Below are 17,877 nucleotides of genomic sequence, written 5' to 3' on the forward strand. Positions count from 1 at the left end.
GTTTTTATCTTCTGCTGCTGTTTATTTTATGATATGATTATTGGGTCTACCAAGAAGGTAGAACTCCATGAATGAATTGAGTTGAATATCATGAGCGTATCAGAGAAGAAATCGGTCGATATGGCCGAGATGCTTACTTACGCCTATGAGTTAGGCGATATGATTAACAGTTCAGAATGTGTCGCAGATTATTTACATTGGAAGCGACAAGTCGAGAACGATCAGAATACACAGCTTTTGGTTAAGAAATTGAATGCTCGCAAGGAACTGTGGGAAGAGACACAGCGGTTTGGACATTTTCATCCTAACTACCATGAAGCGATGGATAAAGTATCTGAAGTTGAACATGAGTTGGAACAGATCGAAGCCGTAAGCCGTTTTAAGCAGGCAGAGAGAGAATTGGATGATCTCCTGTTCCAAATGTCGGAGACGATCGCTTTTTCCGTATCAGACACCATTAAAGTTCCAAGTAATGATCCAAGTCCCAAAGGTGGCGGCTGCGGCAGTGGTGGTAGTTGTGGCTGCGGCTAAGTAGTATATTATTAAGTTTTACCGGAAGGTGAACGATAGAAAGCGGGGAAAAGGGTCATGTTTCCGGAAAGAACAGGTTATATTATTTGGGTCAGTGACTTAAAGGCGGCAAGAAATCTGGAGAAGTATGGAAGCGTACACTACTTATCTAGAAGAATGCATTATGTTGTGATGTATGTGAATGCAGACCGAGCAGAAGATATTATGAAGAATGTTCGCAAACTTTCCTACGTACGCAAAATTGAGCGTTCTTACCGTACTGAAATCAAGACAGAATATACAAAAGATATCCCTGATCAGACCCAATATTACGGGGGATTATAGATTGTCTAGTGGAACTACGATGTTATATTTTATCCCCAAACCTTATCCTATAGGATAAGGTTTTTTTGATTAAGTATACAAATTGCACAAAAAGTTTTGACTTTAATTTACTGCTAATGTTATATTTTTACTACATGTATATATCGAACGGATATACCCTCGCACCTTAAGACTTCTTTTACCATAAGCTGTATGCACTTCACCTGAAGCTTTTTTCAGCTTAGACTCGTCTCTCATTCCATACAATTATTCTGAATCTATATTATAAAATCTTTAATCTATGAACAAACTAGTCATAGTTTAGTTCTAGAATTCATAGACTAAGGAAACCATTTGCATCGTGCTTGCGTAATTATATTATGCTTCACGAATTATGACTATTTAGTAACTTGTAGTTCTTTGCGGAATGTTGTAATATAATGGGTAAATGTGCTTAGATAGAAAGACCTATTTGTGAACGGAGGTGTGGGGTAGTGAGAGATAAGATAACAGAGCGATGGAATACCTATGAGGCTTTCTATGTTCAACTAGGAGATAAAAAAGTCGCCGATATCGTTATTACGAACCATGCCAAAATTCGTTACAATGATCGTATTGTGGAGAAGACGAATGATTCCGATGCGATTGCATCTTTTATCTGGGAATGTCTTAAGCAAGGGAGAATAGAACCTTATTATCGAAATGAAGAAGATGTCTATCTTATTGATGAAGATATTGTAGTTGTAGCTGAATTCACGGACTTACCTGGTGAGATTGATATTATGGGTAACCCACTGCACAAAATGATTGTTGTTACTTTCTTGGGTAAGATGTCCGAGACTATGGAGCTAAGAGATTTGAAATCTTATTATTCATGGTTGCGTCACTCCCGCCGAATGACACTAATGAAGAATAGCCGCAAGATGCGATAATCGGCTTTCACTAACTAAATGGGGTAACACGGACACTAGGAACTCTTCCTGCGTGTCTTTTTTTGTGTGCGCTCCCATGCTATTGTTAAAGAAATAGAAGGAGTGAAGATGTATGGCGCTTAATTTTCACCAGCTACATATATTTCATACAGTTGCAGAGAAAGGCAGTTTCTCGGCAGCAGCGCAGGCACTTCACATGACACAGCCCGCAGTTACTATGCAAATCCAGTCACTTGAAGAATATTTCGGAACTAAGCTATTACTTCGATCAACAAAAAGAATTGAACCCACAGAGGCCGGGAAGATGCTCATCCCTTACGCTAAAATGAGTATAAAGTTAATGCGTGAGACCGAAGAAACGATGGCTAACTACACGCAGATGCTTGAAGGAAGGCTTCAATTAGGAGCAAGTCTTACCATTGGAGAATATGTACTGCCGAGACTACTTGGACCTTTTGGGCAGCAATATCCCCATATTCATGTTGTACTTAAGGTAATGAATACTGCTGAGATTGTAGAACAAATTCTCCAGAACCAACTGAGTTTTGGCTTAGTAGAAGCACCAGTGGAACATCCAGATATGGTATTGGAACCCGTTATGGAAGATGAACTGAAACTCATTGTCCCTACAGATCATCCTCTTGCTAATAAAGAAATTATCGGACTAGAACATGTTATGGGATATCCTTTTGTGCTCAGGGAGAGAGGGTCAGGAACTCGTCAGGTCATGGAAGATGGGCTCAGTAAATTATCCGTCAGACCTGAAGCGATTCGCACCGTAATGGAACTCGGCAGTACAGGGGCCGTTAAATCAGCGGTGGAGGCTGGATTGGGAATAACTATGTTATCTCCTTCATCTGTCAAGCATGAAGTGGCTCTGGGCCTTTTAAAAGTTATAGACATTAAAGATGCTAGTTTTAAGCGGAAATTTTATTCGATTCACTCGAAGTCGGCGATTTTGCCTTTGTCTGCAGTGACATTTTTGAGCTTTTTGAGATCGCAAAAATTACATGCATAGATAGGGAGAAATGAATGATATGCAAAGGCAGGGCCGATGTGATCTACATACTCACACGCTAGCTTCTGATGGAACGAACTCTCCCACTGAAAATGTACGTCTGGCCAGTCAAAAAGGACTAGCGGGACTTGCAATAACTGATCATGACACCGTAGCGGGGATCGCGGAGGCCATGGAAGCTGGAATAAAGTATGGAATTAGGGTTGTGGCAGGTGTTGAGATTAGTACGCGTTCGGAAGGTCATGATATTCATGTGTTAGGATACGGGGTTCAATACGAAGATTCAAGATTTCTAACAAGATTGGCAGGTCTTCGAGGGGCTAGAGATCAGCGAAATGATCAGATATTGAACAAGCTCAGGGAGCTCGGCATAGATATAGTTATGCAAGACGTGATTCAGACAAAAACTGGGGGGAATGCTAAGGTAAATAGCGATAATAGCATAGGAAGACCCCATATTGCAGATACATTAGTTAAAAAAGGGTATGCTTCTGATTTGAGAGATGCCTTTGATCGTTATCTTGGAGAAGGCGCGGCTGCTTACATTTCATTGTCTCCGTTAAGTCCAACGGAGGCTTGTCAGTGGATTCGAGAGGCAGGAGGTGCTCCTGTGATTGCTCATCCGGGGCTGTATCATCAGGATTGGCTGATACAGAACTTGATTGAAGAAGCAAGACCCGCAGGTCTTGAAGTCTATCATTCTGATCATCAGAAGGAAGACGAAGAAAGATATTTTGCAATGGCGAGAGAAAATAACTTGATTATTACGGGTGGTTCGGATTATCATGGAGTGAGACAAGGTCATGTATTTCATGGCGATATAGGAAGTATCACGGTTAGCAAAGAGGTCATTGACCTTCTTCTTCATACTTAGACTTAACTGAGCATAACTGAATATTTGATCTTAACAGTGAAAGAGTCGCTGTCTTTATTTTTTTAAAGATGCGGCTCTTTTTGTCTTTTTCTAAGTGAAAAGAAGGACTCAATACCTAGAATGTAGAACGTTAATCACGATATAAAAACCTATTTTTTCCATGTGAGGTGAGAAATGGTCTGCCTAAAGAAGTAAGACTATACATAAGAAAGTAAGGTGTCTAAATGAAAAAACAGTTCATGTATGCAGCATTATTAGGATTAGTTGTTAGCGGCTCATGGGGATCTATTCCCCGCTTGGCAAGTGCTGAAGGAGGATTTACAGATAGTCTTCCTATCTGGGCTAAATCAGATATTGCTTATGTAGCAAGTAAAGGATACATGAAAGGAGATCAACAGGGTAAGTTCAATCCGAATGCAACAATTAGTCGGGCGGAGTTTGCCGCTATTTTAGCAAGAGCTTCAGATAATACCCCAGATGCTGCGAGGCAAGGATTTGAGCACCTTTCTGGATGGAGCAAGGAGGAAGTGAATGCAGCGGTTAGTAAAGGATTTATTTCAGTATCTGATTACAAAGGGGGATTTCATCCAGATGCGCCCTTAACTCGAAGAGAATTAGCTAAGTGGGTAGCTTCTGGATTAGCAGCAAAAGATGCGGACTTTAAAGCAGCATTGTCTGATACGGCGGACACGCTCGTTCCTGTTGCTGAATATTATAAAGGCGGATTAGAAAAAGAGGATTACCCCTACGTATCCGTTGCAATGGGAACAGGACTCATGACGGGTTATCCCGATGGTTCCTTTGGACCCGGGCAGACTACATCACGCGCCGAAGCAGCGGTAATTCTCAGACGTTTTGAAGCGATTCAAGACAAGAAAGCTAACAGCTTTCAAGATCTAAAAGAGTTCCGAGAAGTAGGGTTGACAGGGACTAATGCGATTAGTATGGGGTATAAATATGGGCTGGATGAACAGGGAAATGAATCCTCATTTAAATCTATAAGAAATAAACCAGAAATTTTATACAATAATATAGCTACCGCTAAGATAAATCGATTTATTGTAGCTATGAGCACAAATCCTAAAAAAATAGTTAATTTATATGGAAAATTTTTTATAGACAAAGATTATAGTTTTGGAAGACAGATGGGTAGTGAACATTTTGAGGTATTCGAAGAAATCTCTTATACATCTCATATAGTTAATATGGATTCCTCAAAATACTTAAATGCATCCACACAATGGATGTTTGTACTCCCAGGTTTTCAGAGTGGAGCAGTTATTAAGAATGGAATAAGAGTTTTACCAAGGTTCAAAGATATATCTGGAGCATTTCTGGAGAAAGATAAGGAAACTACATTTTGGACTGTAGGTTCTATAAACAATAACTATATCAATAGCATAACAAGTAATGGAGCTACTGCAACAGTTCAGAACAAGTCTTTTTATATGTATGTCCCAGAAAAGGGGTTAGGTAACTAGTCAATATGAAAACAGAGTTAAAAATTGTTATAACTAACATTTCATTAATACTATTATTCTTATTGCTCTTAATAATGCCCAGCAATGAAATATTAGCTTATAAAAGTGAACAGAGTGCAACGCTAAAAGGTTTAGTGCCTTTAAGTGAAAAAATAACAAATAAAGGTATATATGTTAGTCAGCAAACTTGGATCCGAGAGGGAGAAACCGTTGCACAAGCAAATCCAGGTGTGTATTTATATCAAGATAATGATTCAAATCATACATGGATTGCTGAAAGTTGGCGTGGAGATAAAAGATTTCCTAATACTGTACCTAAAAGTGATTATCCTGGCATAGATAGTTTTGAAAATAAGATAAATTTGAATCTTCCTGTGTATCGACCAACAACCTATTTTACGTTAGTCGATAAAACAATTGGTAGGACTCTAAATCAAATGGCAAATGTTAAATTAGTAGGAGCAAATAATGCAACTAAAAATGAAGGTAAGACTAGTACAACATTAAAGTTAACCATTCCAGATGAAGCCAACTTAATAATTGATTCAGAAGTTGGAGGTAATGCAGATGGAAGGTCACCTTTTTATGAACCCAACAGCCACAACCGATTCGGCGCTAATAATGAAAAGTTTAACGTAGGATATACGACTTCAGTCAATGTGACGTGGCGGGGAGAGTATGTCGAGAAAAAGAAAATTTCTATTGTCGGCGTCAATAGTTTAAAGGTAGGGGCAACTGCTAATCTAAAAGGGATGATTGCTACCACGGAGCCTGTGGACGTTAGTACAAATACTACTTCAATTTCAAATACGGATATTACGACTCGTGCAGAATCCCAGTGGGAATCTAGTAATGAGTCTGTGATTAAAGTTGAAGAGCATACGGGCATAGTGACAGCCAAAAAAACAGGCACCGCAGAAATCAAAGTGAAGTGGACCAAAGGCCCTTATACCCTGATGGCTATGACTAAAATAAGTGTGAGTCAGAACGGAGGAGGGACGGGGCCTATCTCTCCATCAGGAGGAGCTTGCGAACCGACAATTCACTCGCCTTCTCCAGCTGCCAAACCTATAACTACCGCAATGGATCCCAAGGTGACCGGATCAATTTTGGGGGATGATGCGTCGAATGGACGTCATTTTAATGCCCAAACGGCTATTCCAACCAGTGAGTATCTATATTCACAAGTTCGTGCTCTTAGTTATTTGTATCAGCATACGTTCGCAAATATGAGAGGGACGATAGACTATCGCTGTCGTGTAGATCTGAATTATCATCTTATCTGGAAAGAGAAACAAGATCCCATACCTGGAGCGGATGGAAAGCCAATCCCACAACCCGACAAAGATATGTCCATGATCGTTCCGAAGACTTATGAATTTAATCTTACGCCAAGGTCCTATGCGTATTGGCAGATGGAACAATTGGACATATATGGGATAGAACAAGCGGAATTACATAATTATGCGCTTCCTGGAGGGTCCGTAACCTTATTTCCCCAAGGATACAATACTCCATCCGTTGATTTTGTATACAGCAATGAAGTAGATGAACATGTATTCCCAAAAGCTTCAGGCACGATTAATTATACTCCACTTGTGATTGATGGAGGAAATGTTAAGCCCTCGGTTCCAGATGATACGAGCAAGCTTATAGGGTTAGCAGAGGCTCAGACTAAGGAACCTGATGTGAAAAACGATTATTTTTCATTTAATGGTCAGACGATTATGGATAGTACTACAGTAAGCTCATCTGGTCCAGATCCCGGGTCCATCCCTCCAGCATCTCTAATTGGTGACGCTACACTATATCAGGATCATCAGCTTGTCAGTAGTCATCTCTTGAATCAAGCTAACAATCTTAGTACGGGTATCATCAAATACAATCTCTTATCTGAACAAATTAATGGAGGAGGTGATAAAGAATATGCAATAGAGGGAATCAACTCGGTAACTGTCCATACTCCTGTTGTAAATGATTCATCCGTGTCAGACGATACAGCACATAATCAAAAGACGATCCCTCTGGCAAATCGCTCGGCATTTGTTCTGGATCGCCCGTTTTCGATCCATATTCCTACCACAGGAAAACATACAGATTACTCAGGCTATGGAAACCGAGATTATGCTAAATACACCCGCATGAAGCAAGTGCGTTTCCCCTTTGATGTCTATACAGAAGGTAAGCGTAGTTATATTACTAAAGGTAACTGGATCGATATCCCTGTGGAAGAACAGACAAGTAATTTTTTTATGCCTGTTTGGGTAGATGAAGGAAACTATACGGTAGAGTTTAGAAGCGTTGCGGAGAATGCGCCTAATTCTTTTAATGCAGAGCAAAATGCCAATCTGAGTTTGTTGAATCATGCGGCATCGGATACGGCGGATGTTGAAGTCATTGGACGTCTATATGATTTTCATATAACGGATGTGGGCGATTATTTATGGGAAAATGTGTTCCGTACACAGACAGGCCGTTCCATGTCTACCGGGAATTCTTATTGGGTCGGCGCAGACGGGATAGACGGGGATGCAAGAGGGAACTTGTTCCCTTATATGCTACCTATCCGCCAAGGGAGCCATCCGTTCATTGGATTCAAAAATATAGCCATAAAGACAGGCTATCACTTCAAATTTGATGTCAAAACAAAAGGGAATATGTTCGATGTAGCGGATCACATTCGCATAACACCACGCTTCTTTTACATGAGTGAAGATGGGAAAACGAGAATACCAGTAGATCTCTATTATCGCTCTCGTGATCAGAATTTTGTCCGAATTGGTTCTCCTGCTGATGTGGTGCAGCGATATGTTATTCTTAATGATCGATTGAGAAATGTACCTTCACAAGAGCTGAACGATACGGCGCTTTATGAATACGATCATAATTTTCATTTTGGACAGATTGGTAATATTAGCCGTAATTTGTATGTAAGTCAATATGCTAATGTACTGACTCGCAAAAAAACGCCTGTAGGGAAATTTAGTGTGCTTGAACTGCCTTCATCTATACGGACGTTAGTGGGACCGAAGGACAGTATTCCAAATAACGTTGAAATTGATCGGGCAAGCGCTTCTATTCAGAAATGGTATGGCGAATATAGCCTGCCTTCAGATCTGTACGGTGTTCCTAGTGGGACGAATCTAGCTGAGTATGGGCGAACCCATCAGGGATTAACCGATAAGAGTCCGATTTTCCTCAAAAAAGGGTACTTTGTTGTTAATTTCAATGTAGAGACGTTGGAGGGAGGAAATAAACAGACCCCTCGCTTGCAATATATTCATGCCTATCATATGAATCAATGGCTGCTTGAGGGGTTTCAGCGAGAGTTCATAGATCCTTATGGGAATACATTTCATTTACAAGATGGTGATGTGGTATTCTACCAAACCGACAAGTCTAGCAGAGGGGATTTTTTGGCTACTATTACCCACTAACTAATGAGATGAGCAATTGTTAACAGGTTAAGGTGAGTTTCTAAAAAGTTACTAAGTAAGTACTTTAGATACAACAAGAAATATACTATTAAGCTAAGTGATAAGATGCACCCTTATAGAACAATATGCACCCCAAATATCATAATAGATAGTAAACAATTAGCATCACACATAAGTTTAAATTCAGCCTTAGCAAAGCAAAGAGATACTCCACTTCTCTAGATAGAGGCGATTAGAGTATCTCTTTGTCTTTAAGAGGTCTTTAAAACCAAATTAGCATATTAGCAGAATTCCTTTAGGAAGCATGTATATATACACGTAGTCTTATCTAAAGTCTTTTAAATGTTATTTAGCCATTTTTTAAAGTGTGCGGAAGACGTTTGATAAGTTGTTCGTTTGGAGTGATAAAGAGCGTTTTTTGATGATCATAAATGACATAACCTGGTTTGGCTCCACTTGGCTTCCGCACGTGGCGAATGCGAGTGGAGTCTACAGGAACGCTGCTTGATTCTTTAGCCTGACTGAAATAGGCAGCAAGCTGTGCGGCTTCTTCCAGCGTGTCTTCTCCGTATTCTACACTGCGAATGAGTACGTGTGATCCAGGAATATCCTTGGTATGCAACCAGGTATCATTGGGATTTCCTAGTCGGTTCGTCACATATTCGTTTTGAAGATTATTTTTTCCTACATAGATCTCGATCCCTTCGGATGAGGTGTACACATGAAGGGTTGGGCGATCATTTTTCTTCTTCTTTTTAGTCTTCTTGCTCCGATCACGTAAGTAGCCTTGTTGAATCAGTTCATCCCGAATTTCATCGACATCACTTAAGGAAGCAAAAGCAAGCTGCTGGAGCAGCCCCTCTACATAAGCGATTTCTTCATGGGTTTTGATCAGTTGCTCATCAATCACTACAAGACTGTTCTTGAATTTATTGTATTTTTTGAAATAACGTTGTGCATTTTCTGAGGGCGTCAGGAGCGGATCTAAAGGGATCGTCTCTGTCTTTTGATCTTCATCATAGTAATTGACTAACTCTGCCGTTGTAGCGCCTTTATGGAGCTGATGTAATGCAGGGAGTAGCAATTCGCCCCAGATGCGGAAATGTTCGGCATCCTTAGCTTCGTCCTGATCTTTTGCCAAATTCGTAAGCTTCTTCACATTTTTGCTGCGTTCGTTCTGTAGAAATCTTATTAAGTCACTGACTTTTTGCTTTACGGTATCCCGTTCTGCTTTATGTCCGTAATAATCTTCCAGACATTCACTAATGGAATTATAGTGAGCCGTCTCTCCCACGATTTGAGCTAAGGGAAGCACGGAGAAGATGCTTTTTCCTTTCGCATTATCGCCAATGACAGGATTGTAATCATGTGCTTTGACTTTTGTCATCAACTGCTCAAATGCTGTCCAAAGTAAGACCCCTGCATCTTGTTCAGGAGAAGAGTCTTCCATAGTTCTAGCTAATAGCTGAATTTCTTGTCCAATTAAAGGACTGAATCCGCTAAACGTACTAACAAGCCAACTTCCTTGTTCCGAAGGAGAAGGTTCTGGATCTACTCCACGGAACGATTCTAAAAAAGTCGATTCATCTGTTTCTAGAGGATTCAGCTTATGCTGCTCTGGAGGCTCTGTATATTGGAAGCCAGGCATAACAATGCGGTAGCTACTAATGGATGGCGTTACATGGTGAATGCCATCGAGCTGTACTCCTGTTGCAGGGTCTACAAGAATAATGTTGCTGTGACGGCCCATAAGTTCAATGATGATTCGTTTGTTCGAGATATCTCCTAGCTCATCGCGCTGGCGAATATCTATATGAATAATTCGCTCCAGACTACTTTGTGTAATAGCCTCAATTACTCCGCCCTCACAGTATTTCCGAAGCAACATACAGAACATCGGTGCTTCTTGAGGATTTACAAAGGTCTGATCCGTTAATTGAACTCTTGGATAGGTGGGATTGGCGGAAAGAATCAATCTACGATTTTCTCGATCTGCTCGCAAGTTAAAGATGATGTCGTGGGGAGAGGGTTGGTGAATTTTATTAATACGTGCGCCGACGCAGATCTGAAGCTCATGCACAATCGCACGGGTTACAATGCCATCTAATGCCATAGTCGTTTCTCCTGTCTACACTGCTTGAATAGTAATTGCTGAAATCTTAACACGGTGAGTCCGTAGTCTCTATGATACATAAGTTCGAGCAAAAACTTAAGCTCGGGCTGTGATAATTTAAGACTTGTCTGAATACATTTACCCTAGTAGAGGTTGGATAAGCCGTCATACTGCAAAAAAACGCGGAACATTACGGGAGGGAAATGCGGACATGGAACAAAAAAACTGGCACCAGTGGAGTGCGGAGGAACTCTTGCAACGGTTCAGCGTGGAGCGGAATCAAGGTTTAACGCCAGAGGAAGCGGATGTAAGGCGTGAGGTCAGCGGATACAACGAGTTATCTGAAGCGAAGCGAATCTCTCCATTCATCCTCTTTTTGAACCAGTTCAAAGACTTTATGATGCTTGTTCTTATGGGCGCAACGCTCATTTCTGGGCTACTAGGTGAATACCTAGATGCTATTACGATTGTGGCTATTATTGTGTTAAATGGGGTTCTTGGATTCATCCAAGAATATCGTGCAGAACGATCGCTTCGCGCTTTAAAGCAATTATCGGCTCCTAATGCGACCGTCATACGAGGGGGGGAGGAACAAAGTATTCCTGCTCGATTCCTAGTACCTGGTGATATTGTCATCTTGGAGAGTGGGGACCGCATTCCTGCGGATATTCGTTGGCTTAAGGTAAGTGGTTGTGACGTCGAAGAATCAGCACTCACGGGTGAGTCACATCCATCGGGCAAAATAATAACGGCGATTCGTGAAGCTGAAGTTCCTCTAGGCGATCAGAAAAATTTAGGTTTTATGGGAACGATGGTTACCCGTGGCAGTGGTAAGGGTGTGGTCATTCGCACAGGGATGGATAGCGAAATGGGGAAGATAGCCGACCTTATTCAGAACACAGAGTCGCAAGAAACTCCGCTGCAACATCGTTTAGAACAACTAGGCAAAATATTAATTGGTCTTTCTCTTGCGTTAACTGTGCTTGTGGTTTTGGCAGGTATTTTGCATGGACAGCCTCCGGCTAGCATGTTCTTTGCAGGAGTGAGCTTGGCTGTAGCGGCTATTCCTGAGGGTCTTCCAGCCATCGTTACGATTGCACTAGCGCTTGGCGTACAGCGGATGATCAAACGGAAAGCCATCGTTCGCAAATTGCCTTCGGTAGAAACTTTAGGATGTGCCTCTGTCATTTGTTCAGATAAGACGGGGACACTTACCCAAAATAAAATGACTGTAAAACAGCTCTGGCTGGAAGGACGCATTTTGGAAGTCACCGGAGATGGGTATGAACCGTCAGGCCACATTTTATCACACGGCAAATCTACTGATCTCAAAAAAGACTCTAGTCTGCGCCGCATGCTCCAGATCAGTGCGCTTTGTAATAATGCAGAGATCTATGAATCTAATGTGACAGAAGAGAGTGGTAAAAAGAAAGGGAAGGAGGAGGACATACTTCACTGGGTGCTAAAAGGAGATCCAACGGAAGGAGCTCTTGTGACACTCGCCTCCAAAGCTGGGTTCACCCCGCAGTCTCTTGAAGGGTTATATCAACGAGATATGGAATATCCGTTCGATTCCGATCGCAAACGAATGTCCGTCGTTGTGAGTCATCAGGGAGGACGACTGTCTTATGTGAAGGGCGCTCCAGATGTGCTTTTAGATCGTTGTTCTTATATGTTATGGGATGGGAATATTGTCCCTCTTACGGGAACGCTTCGACAAAAGGTAGCTAAGGCAAACGAAGATATGGCGCGTTCTGCCCTACGTGTATTGGGTCTAGCATACCGCGATGTCCGTCCACAGGACAATGTGTCGTCCATGGATCAAATGGAATCTCAACTGGTGTTCGTGGGTCTGACAGGTATGATCGATCCACCTCGCCGGGAAGCTAGAGAAGCCATTTCCATCTGCCGTAGAGCAGGCATTAAGACGGTTATGATTACAGGAGATCATGGACTTACAGCCGAAGCGATTGCACAAGAACTGGGCATTTTAGTGCGAGGCGGGAAATCTCTTACTGGACAACAACTAGAGAGTATAACCGATGATCAACTTGATAAAGAAGTAGACAATATTTATGTGTATTCACGGGTCTCACCTGAGCATAAATTACGCATCGTGAAATCTTTGCAACGCAAAGGGCATGTTGTAGCAATGACGGGTGATGGGGTAAATGATGCGCCAGCGATCAAAGCTTCGGATATAGGTATAGCGATGGGTATTACCGGAACGGACGTCTCCAAAGAAGCTTCGGCACTTATCCTGAATGACGATAATTTTTCAACTATTGTGGCAGCTATAGAAGAGGGAAGAAACATCTATGAGAACATACGGAAATTCATCCGCTACTTGCTGGCTTCCAATGTCGGAGAGATTCTGACCATGTTTTTTGCTATGTTGGCAGGTCTTCCCTTGCCGCTGCTTCCGATTCAGATCTTATGGGTGAACTTGGTTACGGATGGCCTTCCTGCTATGGCACTTGGTGTAGATCAGCCCGAGAAAGACTTAATGGAACATAAGCCAAGAGGGCGAAATGAGAATATCTTTGCACGAAGATTAGGCTGGAAAATCATAAGCCGTGGTATTCTTATCGGCGTATGCACGCTAGGGGCATTTTGGATTACACTCCGGATAGATCCGGATAATATGACTCAGCTTAAGCTAGCCCAATCGGTAGCTTTTGCCACACTTGTGCTAGCCCAGCTTATTCATGTATTTGACTGCAGGAGCTCAAGATCCATTTTTCACCGGAATATGCTGCAAAATAAATATTTAGTCTTCGCTGTACTTTCGTCACTCTTATTAATGCTAGCTGTATTTTACATTGAACCTTTACAGCCTATATTTAAGACGGTTCCTTTAGGTGTACGGGAATGGTGCCTTGCATTTGTGGCGGGCGGAATTCCAACATTCTTATTAGGAATAGGTAGCGTATGGTCTGGAAGAAGACGTAGAACGGGTACGGGCCGAACGGTATCGGTGAAAAGTACAAATATTCGGGCATAAAATGAATAGCTTTTCCTCTCTGAAAATTATAGACTAAAGGCTATGAAGACGTAAGAGAGAGGGATAGCTATGGAATTTACAAAAATGCACGGACTCGGGAATGACTTCCTAGTCTTTCATGGTCATGAGACATTACCGGATAACGTATCCGAACTTGCGATAGATTGGTGTAATCGATATTTTGGCGTAGGAGCAGATGGGTTAGTGTTTATTCTTCCCTCTGAGCAGGCAGACTTCCGGATGCGAATTATTAATTCCGATGGAACTGAAGCTGAACAATGCGGAAATGCTATTCGCTGTGTAGCCAAGTATGTATATGATAAAGGCTTAACGAATCAAGAGCACATTACAATCGAGACGTTAGGTGCAGGTGTACAGCAAGTTAGTTTGAGCATAGACCAAGGGAAAGTGCAAACGGTTCGTGTAGACATGGGAGAGCCTATTTTGGATGGCTTAACTGTTCCTACCACGCTAAATGCTAATCCTGTACAGAATCAGCCTATTGAGGCAGATGGGAGAGAGTTTCATTTTACCGCGGTGTCTATGGGTAACCCGCATTGTGTTATTTACGTAGAAGATGCGCCACACTTTGATCTAGCAACTTGGGGGCCTTTGTTAGAAGTACACCCTTATTTCCCAAGGAAAATTAATGTGGAGTTCACTACTATTACGTCCCGCGACCGGGTAGAAATGCGCGTATGGGAACGGGGAGCTGGTCCGACGCTTGCTTGTGGAACGGGCGCATGTGCTACTCTCGTCTCATCTGTACTGAATGGATTTACTGATCGAGCAGCATGGGTAGGGCTAAAGGGGGGGGACCTCTATATTGAATGGGATGAGCAAGATAATCATGTCTATATGAGTGGCCCTGCTGCGGAAGTATATCAAGGTTATATCGAAGCTTAAGCAAGGCAGTCATTGCTCTGAGTATACAGCCCTTCTCTGAGGAGAAAGGGCTGTTTCTTTGAAGGACAATCTTTGCTCTTACCGCACTGCAAAATAGGATGATTAGATGGAATAATGTGAATTTGTAAGCTTTAGCTGGGGGGGACCAACCATGAAGCAGGATTTACGTTCAAAGTGGAAAAATGAAGTTCTTGTTGGCGATGGAGCTATGGGGACGTATTTATACACGTTAGGATTTCCAGTAGGTATTTCTTTCGAGGAATTCAACTTGATTCGTCCCGATGTCATCAGAGATGTTCATCGTCGCTATGTAGAAGCAGGAGCACAAGTAATTGAGACGAATACGTTCTCAGCTAACTACTATAAATTATCCAAATTTGGTTTGGAACACAAGGTGGAAGATATCAATCGGGAGGGTGTCCGGATCGCGCGTCAAGCTGCTGGAAGTGACGGATATGTGCTAGGTACGGTTGGATCGATTCAAGGCGGAAAGCGAATGAATATTTCTTCTAGAGAGCTGAAAATGTATTTCGAAGAGCAAATTGGCGCTCTTTTGTCTGAAGGCGTGGATGGAATTTTATTTGAAACATTTTTTGACTTAGAGGAAATGCGTATTGGCTTAAACGTAGTTCGTAACCTTCAGGACGTTCCGGTCATCTGTCAATTTGCTGTCGATGATATCGGTCGTACTATTGATGGATATGCGATAGAGGAAGCCTTTGCTATCTTAATTCAAGAAGGCGCCGATGTGGTCGGGTTTAACTGCCACTCCGGACCTAAAGGAATACATAGTGTCATGGACAGGCTGCACGGTCCGCTTCAAGTTCCAATGTCCGTCTATCCCAATGCGGGGCTAGCTGATTACGTAGATGGTGAATATATTTATGGGGCAACTCCGAAGTATTTTGGGGAAAGCGCACTATCTTTTGCTGATATGGGTTCGAGATTAATTGGAGGGTGCTGTGGTACAACGCCGGAACACATTGCCGCTGTTGCGAGCGCACTTAGAGGTTATGTCCCTGTTCCTCTTGCTGAAGTCTCCCCGCTTTCCTATGACCCAGTGGACAAACTCGTTCATGAGCATAAGGAGGAAAAGCAAGATATACCTAAAAGACATCGGAGTTTCCCTTCGATCGTGGACTTGGTTAAGGAGAGACATACTGTTATCGTAGAGCTTGATCCTCCAAGAGACTTAGATATTACGAAGTTTATGAAGGGCGCTGCGGCCTTAAAAGAAGCTGGTGCAGATGCTCTCACCCTAGCGGATAACTCGTTAGCGGTTACACGAATGAGCAATATGGCTTTAGGCCATCTTGTGCATTCTAAAACAGGTCTTAGACCCCTTATTCATATTGCTTGTCGAGATCGCAATTTAATTGGAACTCAGTCTCATATGATGGGCTTTGACGCTCTAGGTATAGATCATGTGCTAGCTGTTACTGGAGACCCTGCTCGGTTTGGGGATTTACCGGGAGCGAGCTCGGTGTATGATATGACTTCGTTTGAGATTATTCGGATGATCAAGCAACTGAACGAAGGCATCGCCTTCTCGGGCAAACCGCTCAAACAAAAAGCAAGCTTTGTCGTCGGTGCTGCTTTTAATCCGAACGTAAAATATTTAGACAAAGCCGTTCAGCGTCTGGAGAAAAAAATTGCTTCGGGTGCCGATTACATTATGACCCAACCGGTCTATGACAAGAATTTGATTAAAGAGATTCGCAGAGCTACCGCACATATTACGATTCCTATATTTATAGGCATTATGCCACTGGCAAGTGGAAAGAATGCAGAGTACCTTCATAATGAAGTTCCTGGAATTCAGCTATCTGAAGAAGTGTTGACCCGGATGCAAGGACTTCAAGGGGAAGAGGGGAGAAAAGAAGGGGTAGAGATTGCTCGTGAATTGGTAGATGCTGCCATGGAGCATTTCAATGGAATCTACCTCATGACACCCTTTATGTTTTATGAGATGACCGCAACCCTGACGAAATATGCAATGGAGAAGTCGAAAGAGCAGAAGGCCCACTTGTTTCACTTATAATTATCAATTACAATAGGATAACGGATGTGATGCCGATGTCATACAGTATGACCGGATTCGGTCAATCCACTAAGCGTTTTGGCGGTTATGTGATACAATTCGAGATTAAATCTGTGAATCATAGATATTCCGAGATGAACCTGCGTATTCCGCGGGAATGGAATTGCTATGAAGACGAGATGAAACGAATGGTACAAGGCTATATTCAGCGAGGGCGGGTTGATGTACACGTAAGTAAAGAGAGGGAAGACGAGTCTTCTAGGCCGTTTGTAGTGAATATGGCAGCAGCTCAAGCTTATCTGGATGCTGCACGTATGCTCGGTAATCGATTGAATGTGGATGATCAATTATCAGCACATCAAATTTTGGGACTTCCCGATGTTTTAGTCCCTTCGGATGCATCTAGTGATCATGTCCATCCTGATTTGGAGTGGGAAGAGGTCCTCTTAGCTGGTCTTAAGCAGGCGTTAGAGGGTTTGCTCTCGATGCGCGAGAAAGAAGGACAGCATCTGGCCAAAGATTTGGAAGATCGATTATTGAAGCTTGAGGACATTCATGCAGAGTTGGTGGTCCTTGCGCCAACTGTAGTTACGGATTATCGTAACCGACTCAAACAGCGTTTGTCGGAACTGCTTGATGGAACAATGGACGAGCAACGTTTCAGTATGGAGGTAGCGGTCTTTGCCGATCGTTCCAACGTAGATGAAGAACTGACCCGACTCGGAAGTCATTTCGAGCAGTGCCGAGGTTTGCTGTATTCCCAAGGGCCCATCGGACGCAAGCTGGATTTTCTCATTCAGGAGATGAACCGGGAAGTCAATACGATTGGGTCTAAAGCCAATCACTTGGCTCTAGTCAACCGTGTGGTGGAGATGAAGGCGGAATTGGAGAAGATTCGTGAGCAAGCAGCAAATTTGGAATGAGCTTGTCAGGTTACACACGAGGAAGTATTTATAGGGGGATCACCTGAAGATGGCCATTAAACTCATTAATATTGGTTTCGGGAATATCGTATCAGCGAATCGGATTATTTCTATTGTAAGTCCTGAATCCGCACCGATTAAGCGGATTATTCAAGAGGCGAGAGACCGGCATATGCTGATTGATGCAACGTATGGACGCCGGACGCGTGCGGTTATTATTACAGATAGCGATCACGTGATTTTATCCGCTGTTCAACCTGAGACCGTGGCCCACAGGCTATCTACGAAAGACGATGACAACGACGAATAAAATG

The 17,877-nt window shown here is 42.5% G+C and carries 13 protein-coding genes; 12 read left to right on the forward strand and 1 reads right to left on the reverse strand.

Annotation, left to right across the window (positions count from 1 at the left end; all coding sequences use genetic code 11):
- The first annotated feature begins 90 nt into the window (after positions 1-90).
- The 7 genes from J2Z69_RS01750 (at position 91) to J2Z69_RS01780 (ending at position 8,576) form a co-directional block, all read left to right on the forward strand.
- A complete protein-coding gene (locus tag J2Z69_RS01750) occupies positions 91-531 on the forward strand; it encodes a YlbF/YmcA family competence regulator (RefSeq protein WP_209858610.1) in 441 nt (146 codons plus the stop codon).
- 57 nt (positions 532-588) lie between these two features.
- Positions 589-855 carry a YlbG family protein gene (locus J2Z69_RS01755; RefSeq protein ID WP_209858612.1) on the forward strand — a complete coding sequence of 89 codons (267 nt, stop codon included), beginning with the start codon at positions 589-591 and terminating at the stop codon, positions 853-855.
- 473 nt (positions 856-1,328) lie between these two features.
- Positions 1,329-1,766 (forward strand): hypothetical protein, encoded by a 438-nt coding sequence (locus J2Z69_RS01760; protein ID WP_209858614.1) that lies wholly within the window; start codon positions 1,329-1,331, stop codon positions 1,764-1,766.
- 112 nt (positions 1,767-1,878) lie between these two features.
- Positions 1,879-2,784, forward strand: a complete 906-nt coding sequence (locus J2Z69_RS01765) for a selenium metabolism-associated LysR family transcriptional regulator (RefSeq protein WP_209858616.1) — start codon at positions 1,879-1,881, stop codon at positions 2,782-2,784.
- A 10-nt stretch (positions 2,785-2,794) separates the two neighbouring features.
- Complete coding sequence (locus tag J2Z69_RS01770; RefSeq protein ID WP_209858618.1) at positions 2,795-3,658, forward strand: PHP domain-containing protein; 864 nt, start codon at positions 2,795-2,797, stop codon at positions 3,656-3,658.
- 224 nt (positions 3,659-3,882) lie between these two features.
- Positions 3,883-5,139 (forward strand): S-layer homology domain-containing protein, encoded by a 1,257-nt coding sequence (locus J2Z69_RS01775; protein ID WP_209858620.1) that lies wholly within the window; start codon positions 3,883-3,885, stop codon positions 5,137-5,139.
- Between the two features lie 437 nt (positions 5,140-5,576).
- Complete coding sequence (locus J2Z69_RS01780) at positions 5,577-8,576, forward strand: DUF5704 domain-containing protein (protein ID WP_209858622.1); 3,000 nt, start codon at positions 5,577-5,579, stop codon at positions 8,574-8,576.
- Between the two features lie 349 nt (positions 8,577-8,925).
- Here the strand turns inward: J2Z69_RS01780 and J2Z69_RS01785 are convergent, their stop codons facing one another.
- Positions 8,926-10,689, reverse strand: a complete 1,764-nt coding sequence (locus tag J2Z69_RS01785) for an Rqc2 family fibronectin-binding protein (RefSeq protein WP_209858624.1) — start codon at positions 10,687-10,689, stop codon at positions 8,926-8,928.
- 211 nt (positions 10,690-10,900) lie between these two features.
- Here J2Z69_RS01785 and J2Z69_RS01790 point away from each other — a divergent pair, with 211 nt between their 5' ends.
- The 5 genes from J2Z69_RS01790 (at position 10,901) to remA (ending at position 17,873) form a co-directional block, all read left to right on the forward strand.
- On the forward strand, positions 10,901-13,693 hold the full coding sequence (locus J2Z69_RS01790; protein ID WP_209858626.1) for a cation-translocating P-type ATPase: 2,793 nt from the start codon (positions 10,901-10,903) through the stop codon (positions 13,691-13,693).
- A 69-nt stretch (positions 13,694-13,762) separates the two neighbouring features.
- On the forward strand, positions 13,763-14,599 hold the full coding sequence (gene dapF / locus J2Z69_RS01795) for a diaminopimelate epimerase (RefSeq protein ID WP_209858628.1): 837 nt from the start codon (positions 13,763-13,765) through the stop codon (positions 14,597-14,599).
- 151 nt (positions 14,600-14,750) lie between these two features.
- The gene (locus tag J2Z69_RS01800; RefSeq protein WP_209858629.1) at positions 14,751-16,640 is read left to right on the forward strand and encodes a bifunctional homocysteine S-methyltransferase/methylenetetrahydrofolate reductase; all 1,890 of its coding nucleotides are present in this window, start codon (positions 14,751-14,753) and stop codon (positions 16,638-16,640) included.
- Positions 16,641-16,675: 35 nt separating this feature from the next.
- Positions 16,676-17,563: a YicC/YloC family endoribonuclease gene (locus J2Z69_RS01805; RefSeq protein WP_209858631.1), complete on the forward strand. Its 888-nt coding sequence runs from the start codon at positions 16,676-16,678 to the stop codon at positions 17,561-17,563.
- A gap of 49 nt (positions 17,564-17,612) precedes the next feature.
- A complete protein-coding gene (remA, locus tag J2Z69_RS01810) occupies positions 17,613-17,873 on the forward strand; it encodes an extracellular matrix/biofilm regulator RemA (RefSeq protein ID WP_005548256.1) in 261 nt (86 codons plus the stop codon).
- Positions 17,874-17,877 lie beyond the last annotated feature (4 nt).

The sequence above is a fragment of the Paenibacillus shirakamiensis genome (genome assembly GCF_017874255.1).
GTDB lineage: Bacteria > Bacillota > Bacilli > Paenibacillales > Paenibacillaceae > Fontibacillus > Fontibacillus shirakamiensis.

Excerpts from the sequence above, each read along its gene's own strand:
- J2Z69_RS01750 (WP_209858610.1), top strand. The coding sequence starts at position 91 with ATGAGCGTATCAGAGAAGAAATCGGTCGATATGGCCGAGATGCTTACT.
- J2Z69_RS01805 (WP_209858631.1), top strand. The coding sequence starts at position 16,676 with ATGTCATACAGTATGACCGGATTCGGTCAATCCACTAAGCGTTTTGGC.
- J2Z69_RS01785 (WP_209858624.1), bottom strand. The coding sequence starts at position 10,689 with ATGGCATTAGATGGCATTGTAACCCGTGCGATTGTGCATGAGCTTCAG.
- J2Z69_RS01800 (WP_209858629.1), top strand. The coding sequence starts at position 14,751 with ATGAAGCAGGATTTACGTTCAAAGTGGAAAAATGAAGTTCTTGTTGGC.
- J2Z69_RS01775 (WP_209858620.1), top strand. The coding sequence starts at position 3,883 with ATGAAAAAACAGTTCATGTATGCAGCATTATTAGGATTAGTTGTTAGC.
- J2Z69_RS01765 (WP_209858616.1), top strand. The coding sequence starts at position 1,879 with ATGGCGCTTAATTTTCACCAGCTACATATATTTCATACAGTTGCAGAG.
- J2Z69_RS01755 (WP_209858612.1), top strand. The coding sequence starts at position 589 with ATGTTTCCGGAAAGAACAGGTTATATTATTTGGGTCAGTGACTTAAAG.
- J2Z69_RS01790 (WP_209858626.1), top strand. The coding sequence starts at position 10,901 with ATGGAACAAAAAAACTGGCACCAGTGGAGTGCGGAGGAACTCTTGCAA.
- dapF (WP_209858628.1), top strand. The coding sequence starts at position 13,763 with ATGGAATTTACAAAAATGCACGGACTCGGGAATGACTTCCTAGTCTTT.
- remA (WP_005548256.1), top strand. The coding sequence starts at position 17,613 with ATGGCCATTAAACTCATTAATATTGGTTTCGGGAATATCGTATCAGCG.
- J2Z69_RS01780 (WP_209858622.1), top strand. The coding sequence starts at position 5,577 with ATGGCAAATGTTAAATTAGTAGGAGCAAATAATGCAACTAAAAATGAA.
- J2Z69_RS01770 (WP_209858618.1), top strand. The coding sequence starts at position 2,795 with ATGAATGATATGCAAAGGCAGGGCCGATGTGATCTACATACTCACACG.